The organism is Nocardioides sp. NPDC051685, assembly GCF_044453405.1.
Classification (GTDB): domain Bacteria; phylum Actinomycetota; class Actinomycetes; order Propionibacteriales; family Nocardioidaceae; genus Nocardioides.
Genome location: NZ_JBITCR010000002.1, coordinates 773030 through 787671, shown reverse-complemented (window position 1 = coordinate 787671; position 14642 = coordinate 773030). Strand labels below are relative to the sequence as shown.

Genomic DNA, 14642 nt, shown 5'->3' with positions numbered 1-14642 from the left:
CGTTCGCAGAGGCGAACGTGTCGGCATGCTGACGCGAGCGCGTCAGGCGAGAGCCACCGGCAGTGCGGTGGCTAGAGCTTGTCCACTTCGATCAGTCCCACGCCTCGAATTCATCAGGCGCTGACCGCGGGCGGCGTATTCCGACCGAGCTCGTCGGCCTCCTCGGCGAGCACCTGGGAGACGACGGCCCCGTCGAGGGTCTCTCGCTCCTGCAGCAGCCGCGCCAGGTGGTCGAGGGCCGTCCGGTGTGCGCGGAGCAGGGTGATCGCGCGTTCCTCGGCCTGCCCGAGCAGCCGGGCGATCTCCCGGTCGACGACGCGCTGGGTCTGCTCGGAGTAGGGGCGGCGCAGGTTCTCCTCGGCCGCCTGGCCGAGGTACTGCGGAGCCTCCGAGCCGTACCCGATCGGTCCCAATGCCGGCGAGAGCCCGAACTCGACGACCATCCGTGCGGCGATCTGGGTGGCGCCGGAGAGGTCGTTCGCGGCGCCCGAGGAGCCCTCGCCGAAGGCGATGAGCTCAGCGGCACGGCCGCCGAGCCGCACCGCGAGCAGGTCGTTGAGGTAACCCTCGCTGTACAGGCGGCGCTCGGCCTCGGGAAGCTGCTCGGTCGCACCGAGGGCCATGCCGGCGGGCAGGATGGTGACCTTGGCGACCGGATCGGCGTGCGCGCACAGTTGCGCGACGAGGGCGTGCCCGGACTCGTGCACCGCGACTGCATGGCGTTCCTCGGGGAGGAGCGCGTTCGAGGTCTCCCGCCGGCCGAGCAGTACGCGGTTCCGAGCCGTGTCCAGGTCCTCGGCGGTGATCACGGAGCGGTCGTCACGGACGGCGTTGATGGCGGCCTCGTTGACCAGGTTGGCCAGGTCGGCGCCTGAGAACCCCGGTGTGGCGCGGGCGACCACGGCCAGGTCGATGCCGGGGTCGAGGTGCTTGTTCTTGGCATGGACGTCGAGGATGGCGCTGCGTTCGGACTGGTTGGGCAGGGGCACGACCACCTGACGGTCGAAGCGGCCAGGGCGCAGGAGCGCAGGGTCGAGCGATGCCGGCCGGTTGGTGGCCGCCAGCACGACGATCCCGGTGGACTGGTCGAACCCGTCCATCTCGGCCAACAGCTGGTTGAGGGTCTGCTCCCGCTCGTCGTTCCCGATCCGGCCCGGGCTGGCGGTGCGCGAGCCGAGCGCGTCGATCTCGTCGATGAAGACGATCGACGGGGCGCGCTTGCGAGCCTCGGCGAAGAGATCCCGTACCCGTGCCGCGCCGACGCCGACGAACATCTCCACGAACGCCGACCCGGTCACCGAGAGGAAGGGGACCTCGGCCTGACCCGCCACCGCCCGTGCCATGAGCGTCTTACCGGTGCCCGGCGGGCCGACCATGACCACGCCGCGCGGGCCCTTGGCACCGGCCTCGGCGTACCGTTCGGGGCGGCGCAGGAAGTCGACGATCTCGCCCACCTCCTGCTTGACCCCGTCATAGCCGGCGACATCCTCGAACCGGGTGGTCGGCCGCTCCGCCTCGATGATCTTGGCCTTGGACCGGCCGAAACCGCCGATGCCGCCGACGCCGGCACCCATGGCCTTCTGGGCGGCCCGGCTGGACCACAGCAGCAGTCCGAGGATCAGGAGCAGAGGCAGCCATGCCAGCAGCGCCGTCCACCACGGTGAGCCGGCGCTCTCGGCGGTGATCTCCACGCCCTTGGTCTGCAGGCTGCTGGTCAGGCCGCTCATGTCCAGGGCCGTGGGGATCTGGGTGCTGAACCGGGTCCCGTCCTGGAGGGTTCCGGTGACCGCGCCGAGCTCGTCGATGGTGACCGAGGAGACCTTGCCGTCGGCGATCCTGCTGGTGAAGTCCGTGTACGACAGCGACGTGCTCGGCTCCGTGTCCGGAGAGGGCACGAACAGCAGGACGACCGCGACCGCCAGTGCTATCGGCAGCAGCCAGCGCTGCCAGCGGGGCGGGAGCGGCGGTGCCGGCTTCGGTGGCTCCTTCGGCGGGCCGGACTTGACCGGCGCCGAGAACCGGAGGCCGCCGGCGTCGTGGACGGACCGGACCCTCAGCTGGTGCCCGGGGTCGTAGCGCCCTTCGAATGACATGGTCCCAGGCCAGCAGTCGAGGATCGAACGGGAAAGGGGCCGAGGTCTGCGTGGTCTCGGGGCCAACGTCCCTCGGGGCCGATGGCGGGGGATCGGGGACGAAGGACACTTTCCGGCTTCCTGTCCGCCGAGTGACGGTGATTCCGGAAGGAGCGGACATGTCTGACACCTCGGCACGCGGGCTGTCCCGCAGCTGATCGGGCCGGCCGATGCACAGGGAACCAGCAGCACGCGAATCCGACCGAGCCGGTCGGGAGCGTGGGCGAGCCGCGCCCGTGTGGGCGTGGGTCCGCCGCGTCGGCCTGATCATCGTTGCGGTGCTGGCGCTCGAGTACGTCGCGGTCGACCTGCTCACCGGCGCCCGCCAGTCCTGGACCTCGGCCGCCACCGCCGCTCCGCTCGCCCTGGTCCTGGCCCTCGCCTTCGAAGCCTCCTCCTACGGCAGCTACAGCGGCCTCACCCACGCGCTTCTTCCTGAGGACTCGCGCCCGACCTATCCGACCGTGCTGGCGATCGACGTGACCGGAAACGGCTTCAGCCACGTGGTGCCCGGTGGGGGAGCGGTCGCCGCGGCGCTGCGGATGCGACTGCTCGGTCGAGCCGGAGTCCCACCAGCGGAAGCGGTCGCCGCCGGTGCCGTGGAGTTCGCGGTCACCGTCCTCTGGTTCGTCGCCGCGTTCGTGATCGGCCTGGTCGCCGCGGTGCCGCTCCCGGAGACGCACCCGTTCCTCAAGACGGCCTCGGTCCTGACCGTGGTTCTGGTGGTCACCTTCGGGGGCCTGGTGGCGGTGCTGATCGTGCGCCCGGACCAGGTCGTGACGGTCACGCACGCCCTGGCCCGCCGGTTGCCGTTGGTCCACCCGAACGCGTTCGAGCGGCTGGTCCGGGCGATCATCAGCCAGGTCCAGCTGGTGCTCGGCAACCCCGCACTGAGCCGACGGACCCTCCTGTGGGGGCTGGGGTACTGGTCGTTCGACGCCGCCAGCCTCTATCTCTGCGTGCTCGCCTTCGGGGCCGCGCCGAACCCGGGCGGTCTGATCACCACGTACGCCCTGGTGGGCCTGATCGCCCTGCTGCCGATCACGCCCGGCGGCCTGGGACTCGTCGAGGGCGTCGCGGTGCCGGTCCTGGTGTCCTTCGGGACTGCCCACGACGCCGCCCTGCTCGGCGTCCTGACCTGGCGTCTCTTCGGTTTCTGGCTACCGATCCCCGTCGCGGGAGCGACCTACCTCTGGCTCCGGCTCCGTCGGCTGGGATGACACGGGGGTTGACAGGCGACGGTGACGGCCCTCACACTCGTCGCCATGAACCTGTCTGACAGGCAAACAGTCAAACCAATCCGGCGTGCCAACGCCATGGAGCTCGTCCTCGCCGAGCTGCGCTCGGAGATCGAGTCCGGCACCTTCCCGGTCGGCACCCGGCTGCCCTCCGAGGCGACCCTGGTCCGCGATCTGGGGGTGAGCCGCCCGGTCGTCCGCGAGGCGCTGCGGGCGTTGCAGGCGCTCGGCATGACGGAGTCGCACACGGGCCGCGGCACGTTCGTGGTCTCCGAGCGGGCCGCCGACAACCCGACCTTCGGCAGCTACTCCGCCCGTGACCTGGTGGAGGCACGCCGACACGTCGAGGTCCCGGCCGCCGGGTACGCAGCGGCCCGGCACAGCGGCGACGACCTCGACGAGATGCGCAGCCTGCTCGAGCGGATGGAGCGCGAGGAGGACGGCGCCGTCTGGGTCGCCCTCGACTCGCTGTTCCACATCGCCATCGCCCGCGCCTCGGCCAACCCCGTCTTCGGAAAGGTGATCGAGGAGATCCGCGAGGCCCTCGCCACCCAGTCCGCCCTGCTCAACAAGCTCGACGATTCGCGGCGTACGGCCTCCGATGCCGAGCACCGCCTGATCGTCGACGCCATCGCCTCCGGGTCCTCGGAGACCGCAGAGGCGGCGATGCGCGCCCACCTCGAGCACGTCGACGGCGCGCTCGGAGACATCGTCCGCGACCCCACCACCGACAGGAACTCCGATCGATGACACAGCCATCCTCCACCGGCACCGACGCCCCACCGCAGATCACCGACGCCGGCGACGACGGCTACGGCAAGTCGCTGACGCCACGCCACATCACGATGATCGCGATCGGCGGCGCCATCGGCACCGGCCTGTTCCTCGGCGCCGGCGGGCGCCTGGCCAGCGCCGGACCCTCCCTCGCCATCGCGTACGCCGCGTGCGGTCTCGTCGCGTTCATCGTGGTGCGCTGCCTCGGTGAGCTGATCCTCTACCGCCCCTCGTCCGGAGCCTTCGTCTCCTACGCCCGCGAGTTCCTCGGCGAGAAGGGTGCCTACACCGCGGGCTGGATGTACTTCCTGAACTGGTCGACCACCGGCATCGCCGACATCACCGCGATCGCGCTCTACGCCCACTACTGGTCGTTCTTCGCGCCGGTCCCGCAATGGGTGCTCGCCCTGGGTGCCCTGGTGATCGTGCTGACCCTCAACCTGCTCTCGGTCCGCCTGTTCGGCGAGATGGAGTTCTGGTTCGCGCTCATCAAGGTGGCCACGCTGGTGGTCTTCATGGCGATCGCGATCGTGCTCATCGTGACCCGCCACCCGATCGACGGCACCACCCCCGGACCGCAGCTGATCCTCGACCACGGCGGCATGTTCCCCTCCGGGGTGCTCCCGATGGTCCTGGTCATCCAGGGCGTCATCTTCGCCTACGCCTCCATCGAGCTGGTCGGCGTCGCCGCCGGCGAGACCGAGGACCCGCGCCGCGTCATGCCCCGGGCCATCAACACGATCATCTGGCGCATCGGCATCTTCTACGTCGGCTCGGTCGTGCTGCTCGCGATGCTGCTGCCGTGGTCGGCCTACTCCGCCGACGAGAGCCCGTTCGTGACCGTGCTGTCCCGGGTCGGCGTGCCCGGTGCGGGTGACGTGATGAACCTGGTGGTCCTCACCGCCGCCATGTCGAGCCTCAACTCCGGGCTCTACTCCACGGGCCGGATCCTGCGCTCGCTCGCCGCCGCCGGTACCGCCCCCCGCTTCGCCGCGGCGATGAACCGGCACAAGGTGCCGTACGGCGGCATCATGATGACGGCTGCCGTCTGCGTCCTCGGTGTCGGGCTCAACTACGTCGTGCCCGCCCAGGCGTTCGAGATCGTCCTCAACCTGGCCTCGGTCGGCATCATCGCGACCTGGGCGATCATCCTGATCAGCCACACGATCTTCGTGCGCCGCAGCCGCGCCGGCGAGGTCGAGCGTCCGGCCTTCCGGGTGCCGCGCTCGCCGCTGCCGCAGCTCATCGCGCTGGGGTTCCTCGCCCTGGTCCTGATCCTGATGTTCTTCGACCACGTCGGCCGGATCACCCTGCTCGCGATGCCGGTGCTGCTGGTGCTGCTGGTCGGCGGCTGGTTCCTGGTCCGTGACCGCATCGACACCTCCGAGATGGAGGTGTGATGAGTCTGTCCGACCTCGTGACACCGGTCGCCGACGCGGCTCCGATGCGGCTCCCGGCCCACCAGCCTCTGGTCGAGGTCTGGCGCGGCGAGATGGTCGAAGGCGTCCACCACGGCTCGGCCGTCCTCCTCGACCCCGACGGCCGGGTACGCCTGGCGGTCGGCGACATCGAGGCGGCGTTCTACCCGCGGTCGGCGGCCAAGCCGATGCAGGCGGTGGCGATGGTGCGCGCCGGGCTCGAGGTCGGTGACGACCTGCTCGCGCTCGCCGCGGCCAGCCACTCCGGTGAGGCGATCCACCTGGCCGGCGCGCGCCGGTTGCTGGCCTCCGCCGGTCTGGGTGAGGACGCCCTGCAGAACCCGCCGGACCTGCCGTACGACCCGGTCGAGCGGGAGAGCTGGCTGCGCGCCGACGGGCAGCGGAGCCGGCTCGCCCACAACTGCTCGGGCAAGCACGCCGCGATGGTCGCGACCTGCGCGGCCGCGGGCTGGGCGCACGATCGCTACCTCGATCCCGCGCATCCGCTCCAGGCGGCCGTCCGCGCGACCGTCGAGGACCTCACCGGGCAGCGGGTCGCGACGGTCACCGCGGACGGCTGCGGCACCCCGCTGTTCGGGATCTCGCTGCACGGGCTCGCCCGCGCCGCCCAGCGTCTCGTGCTCGCCCCCGAGGGCAGCGCCGAGCACCGGGTCGCCGCGGCGATGCGCCGCCACCCCGAGATGGTCGCCGGCAGCCGCCGTGACGTCACCACCCTGATGCAGGCGGTTCCCGGACTGCTGGCCAAGGACGGGTTCGAAGCGGTCCAGGTCGCCGCCCTGCCCGACGGCACCAGCCTCGCGCTCAAGGTCGCCGACGGCGCCGACCGGGCCCGTCTGCCCGCGCTGCTCGCGCTGCTGGCCGAGGGCGGCGTCGCCACCGACGTCCTCGCCCCGTTCGCTCCCGCCGGCCTGCGCCCCGCCGCAGCGCTCACCCCGACCCGCACCTATCCGACGGAGATGCCATGACCCGACCGACCCGCCGCGAGCACGACCTGCTCGGCGACCTCGACGTCCCCGCGGAGGCGTACTGGGGCGTTCACACCGCCCGCGCCCGCGCCAACTTCCCCATCACCGGCACCACGATCGGCACCTATCCGCACCTGGTGAACGCGCTCAGCGCGGTCAAGGAGGCCGCCGCGCTCGCCAACCTCGAGCTCGGCCTCCTCGACCCCGAGCGCGCCGGAGCGATCGCGTCCGCGTGTCAGGAGATCCGCACCGGCGTGCTGCACGACCAGTTCGTCGTCGACGTCATCCAGGGCGGCGCCGGCACCTCGACCAACATGAACGCCAACGAGGTCATCGCCAACCGGGCCCTCGAGCTCCTCGGTCACGACAAGGGCAGCTACGACCGGCTCCACCCCAACGAGCACGTCAACCTCAGCCAGTCGACCAACGACGCCTATCCCACGGCCGTCAACATCGCGACCATCGTCGCGGTCGGTGCGCTGGCCGACGCCATGCGCGTCCTCGAGGACGCCTTCGCCGCGAAGGCCGAGGAGTTCGCCGGCATCCTCAAGATGGGACGTACGCAGCTCCAGGACGCCGTGCCGATGACCGTCGGCCAGGAGTTCCGCACCTACGCGGTGATGCTGGGGGAGGACCGCCTGCGGCTGCAGGAGGCCGTCACGCTCCTGCACGAGATCAACCTGGGCGCGACCGCGATCGGCACCGGGCTCAACGCGCCCGTGGGCTACGCCGAGATCGCCCGGCGCCACCTGGCCGAGATCACCGGACTGCCGCTGGTCACCGCACCGGACCTGATCGAGGCGACCCAGGACTGCGGGGCGTTCGTCCACCTCTCCGGCGTGCTCAAGCGGGTCGCGGTCAAGGTGTCCAAGACCTGCAACGACCTGCGGCTGCTCTCCTCCGGGCCGCGGGCCGGGCTCGGCGAGATCAACCTGCCTCCGGTCCAGGCCGGGTCCTCGATCATGCCGGGCAAGGTCAACCCGGTCATCCCGGAGGTCGTCAACCAGGTCGCGTTCGAGGTCATCGGCAACGACGTCACCGTCACCATGGCCGCCGAGGCGGGTCAGCTCCAGCTCAACGCCTTCGAGCCGGTCATCCTGCACTCGCTGGTCGCCAGCATCACCCACCTGGCCGCCGCGTGCCGTGTGCTCGCGGAGCGATGCGTACGAGGGATCACGGTCAACGGCGAGCTGACCCGTGCCCAGGTCGAGCGCTCCATCGGGCTCGTCACCGCGCTCAACCCCGAGATCGGGTACGTCGCCGCGACCGAGATCGCCCGCGACGCGCTCAGCAGCGGTCGGGGGGTGGCCGAGCTGATCCTCGAGCGGGGCCTGGTCTCACCCGAGCGCCTGGCTCACCTGCTCCGTCCCGAGCAGCTCGCTCACCCTGGAAGCACCCCCGGCGCCGCCGAGCTGGCCGCCTCGGACGGCAGCGTTTCGTAGTCAGGTTGTCGGCAGGTTCCTCCTGACAGGCTGGCAACACGCCTACGAAGGAGCTCCTGTGTTCGATCTGATCAACGGTCTGCCTGTCCATCCCCTGGTCGTCCACGCGGTGGTGGTGCTGCTGCCGCTGTCGATCATCGGGACGCTCGCGATCGCTGTCCGGCCGAGCTGGCGGGTGCGCTACGGGAAGCTGGTGGTCGCGACCTCGCTGGTGGCGACGATCCTGGTGCCGGTGGCGTCCTCGAGCGGTGAGGCGTTGGAGGCGCGTGTCGGCAACCCGGGCGAGCACGCCGAGCTCGGCGACCAGCTCATCTGGTTCGCGCTACCGGTGCTGGTCCTCGGCGCGGTGCTGGTCTGGATGTCGCACGGACAGCACCGGGCCGACGGCAGCATGGATGCCGGCGGCGCGCATCGTGCGGTCACCGTCGTCGCCGCACTGGCAGTGGTGGCCGGGCTCGCGGCGGGGGTCCAGGTCTACCGCGTCGGTGACTCCGGGGCGCGGGCCGCATGGGGAGACCAGGTCAGCGCGCCCGAGTGAGGCATGATCGGGTCGTGGCCAGGGTCGGGATCTGTGAGGACGACGCCGACGTCCGTCGGGTCCTGACCGAGGGTCTGCGGTTGGCGGACCACGAGGTGGTCGTCAGCCGGAACGGGCGTGAGGCGATGGCGGCGTTCGCGACTCCGGGAAGCGTCGAGGTGCTGATCGTGGACATCGGCCTCCCGGACGCGGACGGCCGCGACGTGTGCCAGGCGCTGCGTACGGCCGGCCAGCACGCACCCGTGCTGTTCCTGACGGCGTTGGACGGGGTCCATGACCGGATCTCGGGGTTCCACGCCGGCGGCGACGACTACGTCGCCAAGCCGTTCGCCATAGGCGAGGTCCTGGTGCGCGTCGACGCACTCCTCAAGCGGACGCGACCGGCTCCGACGACACCGACCGGGCTGGTGATGGACCCGGAGCGGTTCTCGGTGCGCACCAGCGGCGGGGAGGCCCGGCTGACCCCGACCGAGTACCGGATCCTGGCCGCTCTCGCGGCCGCTCCCGGTGTGGTGGTGCGGCGCCGGGCGGTGGTGGCAGCGGGCTGGCCGGACGGCGCGATGGTCTCGGAGAACACCCTGGACTCCTATATCCGCCGGGTCCGGGTCAAGCTCGAGACCGCAGGGTCGCCCGTCGAGCTGGTGACGGTGCGCGGCGTCGGGTTCGTGCTGCGTTGACCAGGCCGGGGGTTCGGGTGTTCGGACGCAGCCTGCGCGCCCGGGTGGCGTGGAGCACCGCCGCGGTGACGGCGGTCGTGATGGTGGCGATGATCGGCGTGGTGGGGTTCATCATCTCCGGGCTCACCACGCGTCAGATCGACGAGGCTCTCGGGTACCGGGTCGAGGCCGCGGCGGAGAGTCTGCATGTGGACGCCGGTGGCGACCTCGCGCTGGCTCCGTCGCAGGCCGACGACGTCGACGACCGGGTCTGGGTCTTCGACGCTGGGGGCGACCTCGTCGCTGGTCCGCGCCTGGCGGCGGGGCTGTCGGCACCGGTGCGTTCGCTGTCGGGAGTCACCACGGAGAAGACGCTGGTGCAGGACGAGCGTCGCTACCTGGCACGTCCCGTCCAGGTCGCGGGCGCCGAGGACATGACGGCGGTCCTCGTCGCCTCCGAGAGCGTGGAACCCTACGAGCGGACCCGCGACGTTGCGCTGATCTCCCTGCTCGTTCTGGGCGCGGTGGTGGTGGCCGGCACGGCCGCGTTGTCGGCGTGGACGGTCGGGCGGACCCTGCGCCCGGTGCATCAGATGACGGCTCTCGCTGCCGACTGGTCCGAGCGCGATCTGGAGACCCGGTTCGATCTGACCGAGGGCAGCGACGAGTTCACCGAGCTCGGCAACACCCTCGACGCGCTCCTGGACCGGGTGGCCACGGCGTTGCGGGACGAGCAGCGGCTCACCGCCGAGCTCGCGCACGAGCTCCGTACGCCGCTGACCGCGATCCGCGGCGAGGCCGAGCTCGGCCGGAACGCGACACCGACGGACGAGCGCTACGTGCGGATCATCGAGCTCGTCGACCGGCTCTCCGCCAGCATCACGACCCTGCTCGCCCTGGCCCGGAACCGGACCGGATCGACCCTCCGCGCCGACCCTGCCGAGGTGATGGCGGACCTGACCGCCGCGCTGCCCAGGCACGATGTCGACGTCGTGGTCGACATCCCGCCCGGCCGCTACCTGGTCGCGGCACCCCCGGAGCTCGTCGAACGAGCGGTGGCTCCGGTCCTGGACAACGCCGTACGTCACGCGAGCCGGCGCGTCCTGATCGCCGCCACCGAGTCGGACAATGCCATCGGGATCACCCTCAGCGACGACGGGCCGGGCGTGGACCCGGAGCACCGGGAGACGATCTTCGACGCAGGCACCCGGTTCACCGACGGCGACGGCGACGGTGCCGGACTGGGGCTGGCCCTGGCCCGGCGGGTCGCCGTCGCCGCGGGTGGGGACGTCAGGCTCGTCTCGACTGCCGGGCCGACGACGTTCGAGATCCGCTTCCCGCGGTGGCGATTCCGGCGTCAGGTGACGTGAGTCACAACAAACCATTGCCCTCGCCGCGCCACGTGCCCTAAAGTTCCAGGTGGCAGAAGCAAGGTTCCACGATACGAAATCGAGGGAGCAATGGGCCTGACACCACTGGAGACTCTGATCCGGCGGGCGCGGGCGCTCCTCCCCGAGGACGGGGTGATCACCGACCACGCCCGGCTGCGGACGTACGAGTGCGACGGGCTGGCCCACTACCGGGTGACCCCGGCGCTGGTGGTGATCCCCGAGACCGCCGAGCAGCTGGCCGAGATCGTGCGGTGCTGCGCCGAGCAGCGGATCCCGTACGTCGCCCGCGGCTCAGGCACCGGACTTTCCGGCGGCAGCCTGCCGCACGCCGATGGCGTCCTGGTGGTCACCTCGCGGCTGCGGGCGATCAAAGAAGTCCGGCGGGCGGACCAGCGTGCCGTGGTCGAGCCCGGCGTCATCAACCTCGACGTCACCCGCGCGGCGACCCCGGAGGGCTACTACTACGCGCCGGACCCCTCCAGCCAGCAGGTCTGCTCGATCGGCGGCAACGTGGCGGAGAACTCCGGCGGTGCGCACTGCCTCAAGTACGGCTTCACCACCAACCACGTGCTCGCCGCCGAGCTCGTCGCCGCCGACGGGGACCGCGTACGCCTCGGCGGGGACGCTCCCGACAGTCCCGGCTACGACCTGCTCGGTGCAGTCGTCGGGTCGGAGGGCACGCTCGGCATCGTCACCGAGGTGACGGTGCGGCTGGTGCGGCTCCCGGAGAAGGTGGTCACCCTGCTGGTGGGCTTCGACTCCACCGACCGCGCCGGTGCCGCCGTGTCCGCGATCATCGCGGCCGGCATCGTGCCGGCGGCGATCGAGATGATGGACGCGCTCGCGATCGAGGCCGCCGAGGCCGCGGTGCACTGCAACTACCCGGACGGCGCGGGCGCGGTGCTGGTCATCGAGCTGGACGGTCCGGCCGCCGAGGTGGACGCGGAGTACGCCGACGTGGTCCGGCTCTGCGAGGAGGCCGGTGCCTTCGAGATCCGCACCGCGAAGACCCCTGAGGAGCGGGTCCTGATCTGGAAGGGCCGCAAGTCGGCCTTCGCCGCCGTCGGCCGGATCAGCCCCGACTACATCGTCCAGGACGGCGTGATCCCGCGGACCGCCCTGCCCGAGGTGCTGCGTGCGATCACGGAGCTCTCCGAGCGCTCCGGCGTACGCGTCGCCAACGTCTTCCACGCCGGCGACGGCAACCTGCATCCGCTGGTGCTCTTCGACGACGCCGTCCCCGGAGCCGGGGAGGCAGCCGAGGAGGTCAGCCGCGGGATCCTCGACCTCTGCCTGCGCCACGGCGGCTCCATCACCGGGGAGCACGGCGTCGGTGCCGACAAGGCGGCCCACATGCCGAAGATGTACGCCCCTGAGGACCTCGACACGATGCAGCTGGTCCGCTGCGCCTTCGACCCGGACCGGATCTCCAACCCGGGCAAGATCTTCCCGACCCCACGGCTGTGCGGCGAGCGTCCGGGCCGGCGCCAGGGCGCGCACCCGCTGCAGCAGGCCGGCGTGGCGGAGGTCTTCTGATGTCCGACATCACCGTCTCCGGAGTCACGCCCGGCCGGACCGAGCACCCGACGAGCACCGCGGAGGTCGCCGAGATCATGCGCGCCGCGGCGGCCGCGGGGGAGTCCGTGATCCCGACCGGTGCCGGCACCAAGCTGGGCTGGGGCAACCCACCCACCTCCGCCGACATCCTGCTCGATCTCTCCGCGCTCGACCAGGTGAGCGAGCACGCCTCCGGTGACCTGATCGCGACCGTCGGAGCCGGGATGCCCCTGGCCCGGCTGAACGAGCACGTCGCCACGGCCGGTCAGCGGCTCGCGCTCGACGAGACGGTCCCCGGCACGACCGTCGGCGGTGCGCTGGCGACCAACACCAGCGGACCGCTGCGGATGCTCGCCGGCACCATGCGCGACCTGCTCATCGGCGTGACGATGGTGCGCGCCGACGGGGTGGTCGCCAAGGCCGGCGGCAAGGTGGTCAAGAACGTCGCCGGCTACGACGTCGGCAAGCTCCTCGTCGGCTCGATGGGCACGCTGGCCGTGGTGACCGAGGCGACCTTCCGGCTCCACCCGGTCCCGCAGAGCCGTCGCTGGGTCAGCGTCGCCGCGCGCGACGCCGCCCACGCCGCCGAGCTCACCCAAGCGGTCCTGCACTCCCAGACGGTGCCCTCCGGTCTCGAGGTGGACGCCACCGCCGGGGGAGTGCGGGTCGACGTGCTGGTCGAGGGACGCCCGGAGGGCGTGGCGGGACGTACGGCCGTCCTGAGCGGACTGCTCCCCGGCGCCGAGACGAGCGAGCGGCCGCCTGCCGGCTGGGACCGCTACCCGTGGGACGACACCACCGCCAGCCACGTCGCGATCAAGGTCACCTTCCGGCTCTCCGGCCTCGCAGACGTCGTCGAGGCCTCCGGCGAGCTCGGGCTGCGCGGCTCGGCAGGCGTCGGGGTCGCGTACGTCGCCGTCTCGGCCGATCGGGACATCGCCGAGATCCAGGCGATCCTCGCGAGGCTGCGCGAGACCACCGGACGCCACGGCGGCAGCGCCGTGGTCCTCGATGCTCCCGGTGCGGTGAAGGAGCAGCTGGACGTGTGGGGCCCGGTCCCGGCCCTGGACCTGATGCGCCGGGTCAAGCACGAGTTCGACCCCGACCACCGGCTCAGCCCGGGCCGCTTCGTAGGAGGGATCTAGTGCCATGACCGACATCGACATCCGGAACCTGGGTGCCTTCGACGAGGAGCACCCGCCCGACCAGCAGCTGCTCGACGACTGCGTGCACTGCGGCTTCTGCCTGCCGACCTGCCCGACCTACCTGCTGTGGGGCGAGGAGATGGACTCCCCGCGCGGGCGGCTCTACCTGATGAAGGAGGGTCTCGAGGGCGAGCCCATGTCTGACTCGATGGTGCAGCACTGGGACAACTGCCTGGGCTGCATGTCGTGCGTGACCGCCTGCCCCTCGGGCGTCCGCTACGACACCCTCATCGAGCAGACCCGCGCCCAGGTCGAGCGCAACCACCCGCGTACGCCGAAGGAGAAGGCGCTGCGGAGCCTGATCTTCGCGATCTTCCCGCACCCCGGGCGACTGCGCGCGATGCGCGGTCCGCTGCGGCTGCTGCAGCGCACCGGCTTGGATCGTCGCCTGCGCCGGACCGGCCTGCTCGAGCGGATGGCGCCGCACCTGGCCGCGATGGAGCGGCTCACCCCGACCATCACCGAGGCCGAACCGCTGCCCGACCTCGTGCCCGCGGCAGGGGAGCGGCGAGCGGTGGTCGGCATGCTCACCGGCTGCGTGCAGGGCGCGTTCTTCCCGGGCGTCAACGCCGCGACCGCACGGGTGCTCGCAGCGGAGGGCTGCGACGTGGTCATTCCGGCCGGCCAGGGCTGCTGCGGTGCGCTCTCGGTGCACAACGGCCGTGAGCGGGAGGCCCAGGCGTACGCCCGCCGGATCATCGACGCGTTCGAGGACGCCGGTGTCGAGCACATCGTCATCAACGCCGCCGGCTGCGGGTCGACCCTCAAGGACTACGCCCGGCTGCTCGCCGACGACCCCGCGTACGCCGCCAAGGCCGCGGCGTTCGAGGCCAAGGTCCGCGACATCGCCGAGATCCTCGACGAGCTCGGCCCGGTCGCCGAGCGTCACCCGCTCGACCTCACCATCGCCTACCACGATGCCTGCCACCTGGCCCATGCCCAGGGCGTACGCGCCCAGCCGCGGGCGTTGCTGAGGGGCATCCCCGGCATCGAGCTGCGCGAGATCGCCGAGGGCGAGATCTGCTGCGGCTCGGCCGGCATCTACAACATCCTCAACCCCGAGCCTGCCCGCGAGCTGGGCGAGCGCAAGGCGCGCAACATCGTCGCCACCGGCGCCGAGGTGCTCGTCACCGCCAACCCGGGCTGTCTGCTCCAGGTCGCCTCGGCGATCGCTGCGCAGGGACACCAGGTCGGCATGGCCCATCTGATCGAGGTGCTCGACGCGTCGATCCGCGGCTCCTCGCCCGAGGTGCTGCGCAGCCGCACCATCTGATCCTCCGACAACTCGACAATCCCCCAACATTC

Annotated in this window: 12 protein-coding genes; 11 read left to right on the top strand and 1 reads right to left on the bottom strand. The window is 71.5% G+C overall.

What is annotated here, in order from left to right; genetic code table 11:
• Positions 1-113: 113 nt before the first annotated feature.
• The gene (gene ftsH / locus ACIA03_RS08810; protein ID WP_396981280.1) at positions 114-2093 is read right to left on the bottom strand and encodes an ATP-dependent zinc metalloprotease FtsH; all 1980 of its coding nucleotides are present in this window, start codon (positions 2091-2093) and stop codon (positions 114-116) included.
• Between the two features lie 275 nt (positions 2094-2368).
• Between ftsH and ACIA03_RS08805 the strand changes: the two genes are divergently transcribed.
• From ACIA03_RS08805 to glcF, 11 genes are all read left to right on the top strand, one after another.
• Positions 2369-3352 carry a YbhN family protein gene (locus ACIA03_RS08805; RefSeq protein ID WP_396981278.1) on the top strand — a complete coding sequence of 328 codons (984 nt, stop codon included), beginning with the start codon at positions 2369-2371 and terminating at the stop codon, positions 3350-3352.
• 45 nt (positions 3353-3397) lie between these two features.
• Positions 3398-4120, top strand: a complete 723-nt coding sequence (locus ACIA03_RS08800) for a FadR/GntR family transcriptional regulator (RefSeq protein ID WP_396981276.1) — start codon at positions 3398-3400, stop codon at positions 4118-4120.
• Positions 4117-5544, top strand: coding sequence for an amino acid permease (locus tag ACIA03_RS08795; RefSeq protein WP_396981274.1), 1428 nt, complete (start codon positions 4117-4119; stop codon positions 5542-5544). Before ACIA03_RS08800 ends, ACIA03_RS08795 begins: the two co-directional genes overlap by 4 nt.
• Positions 5544-6548, top strand: coding sequence for an asparaginase (locus tag ACIA03_RS08790; protein ID WP_396981272.1), 1005 nt, complete (start codon positions 5544-5546; stop codon positions 6546-6548). Before ACIA03_RS08795 ends, ACIA03_RS08790 begins: the two co-directional genes overlap by 1 nt.
• A complete protein-coding gene (locus ACIA03_RS08785) occupies positions 6545-7990 on the top strand; it encodes an aspartate ammonia-lyase (RefSeq protein ID WP_396981270.1) in 1446 nt (481 codons plus the stop codon). Before ACIA03_RS08790 ends, ACIA03_RS08785 begins: the two co-directional genes overlap by 4 nt.
• 58 nt (positions 7991-8048) lie before the next feature.
• Positions 8049-8528: a DUF2231 domain-containing protein gene (locus tag ACIA03_RS08780; RefSeq protein WP_396981269.1), complete on the top strand. Its 480-nt coding sequence runs from the start codon at positions 8049-8051 to the stop codon at positions 8526-8528.
• 14 nt (positions 8529-8542) lie between these two features.
• Entirely contained in the window at positions 8543-9205 is a 663-nt protein-coding gene (locus tag ACIA03_RS08775; protein WP_396981267.1) for a response regulator transcription factor, read from the top strand.
• A gap of 17 nt (positions 9206-9222) precedes the next feature.
• On the top strand, positions 9223-10554 hold the full coding sequence (locus ACIA03_RS08770) for an ATP-binding protein (protein ID WP_396981265.1): 1332 nt from the start codon (positions 9223-9225) through the stop codon (positions 10552-10554).
• Positions 10555-10644: 90 nt separating this feature from the next.
• On the top strand, positions 10645-12111 hold the full coding sequence (locus ACIA03_RS08765; protein WP_396981263.1) for an FAD-linked oxidase C-terminal domain-containing protein: 1467 nt from the start codon (positions 10645-10647) through the stop codon (positions 12109-12111).
• Positions 12111-13277: an FAD-binding oxidoreductase gene (locus ACIA03_RS08760; RefSeq protein ID WP_396981261.1), complete on the top strand. Its 1167-nt coding sequence runs from the start codon at positions 12111-12113 to the stop codon at positions 13275-13277. The genes ACIA03_RS08765 and ACIA03_RS08760 overlap by 1 nt, the downstream gene beginning before the upstream one ends.
• 4 nt (positions 13278-13281) lie before the next feature.
• The gene (glcF, locus tag ACIA03_RS08755) at positions 13282-14610 is read left to right on the top strand and encodes a glycolate oxidase subunit GlcF (protein ID WP_396981259.1); all 1329 of its coding nucleotides are present in this window, start codon (positions 13282-13284) and stop codon (positions 14608-14610) included.
• Positions 14611-14642 lie beyond the last annotated feature (32 nt).

What these genes read in the sequence shown, in the direction of transcription:
- ACIA03_RS08800 (WP_396981276.1), top strand. Translation starts at nt 3,398, where the DNA reads ATGAACCTGTCTGACAGGCAAACAGTCAAACCAATCCGGCGTGCCAAC.
- glcF (WP_396981259.1), top strand. Translation starts at nt 13,282, where the DNA reads ATGACCGACATCGACATCCGGAACCTGGGTGCCTTCGACGAGGAGCAC.
- ACIA03_RS08790 (WP_396981272.1), top strand. Translation starts at nt 5,544, where the DNA reads ATGAGTCTGTCCGACCTCGTGACACCGGTCGCCGACGCGGCTCCGATG.
- ACIA03_RS08765 (WP_396981263.1), top strand. Translation starts at nt 10,645, where the DNA reads ATGGGCCTGACACCACTGGAGACTCTGATCCGGCGGGCGCGGGCGCTC.
- ACIA03_RS08795 (WP_396981274.1), top strand. Translation starts at nt 4,117, where the DNA reads ATGACACAGCCATCCTCCACCGGCACCGACGCCCCACCGCAGATCACC.
- ACIA03_RS08760 (WP_396981261.1), top strand. Translation starts at nt 12,111, where the DNA reads ATGTCCGACATCACCGTCTCCGGAGTCACGCCCGGCCGGACCGAGCAC.
- ACIA03_RS08785 (WP_396981270.1), top strand. Translation starts at nt 6,545, where the DNA reads ATGACCCGACCGACCCGCCGCGAGCACGACCTGCTCGGCGACCTCGAC.
- ftsH (WP_396981280.1), bottom strand. Translation starts at nt 2,093, where the DNA reads ATGTCATTCGAAGGGCGCTACGACCCCGGGCACCAGCTGAGGGTCCGG.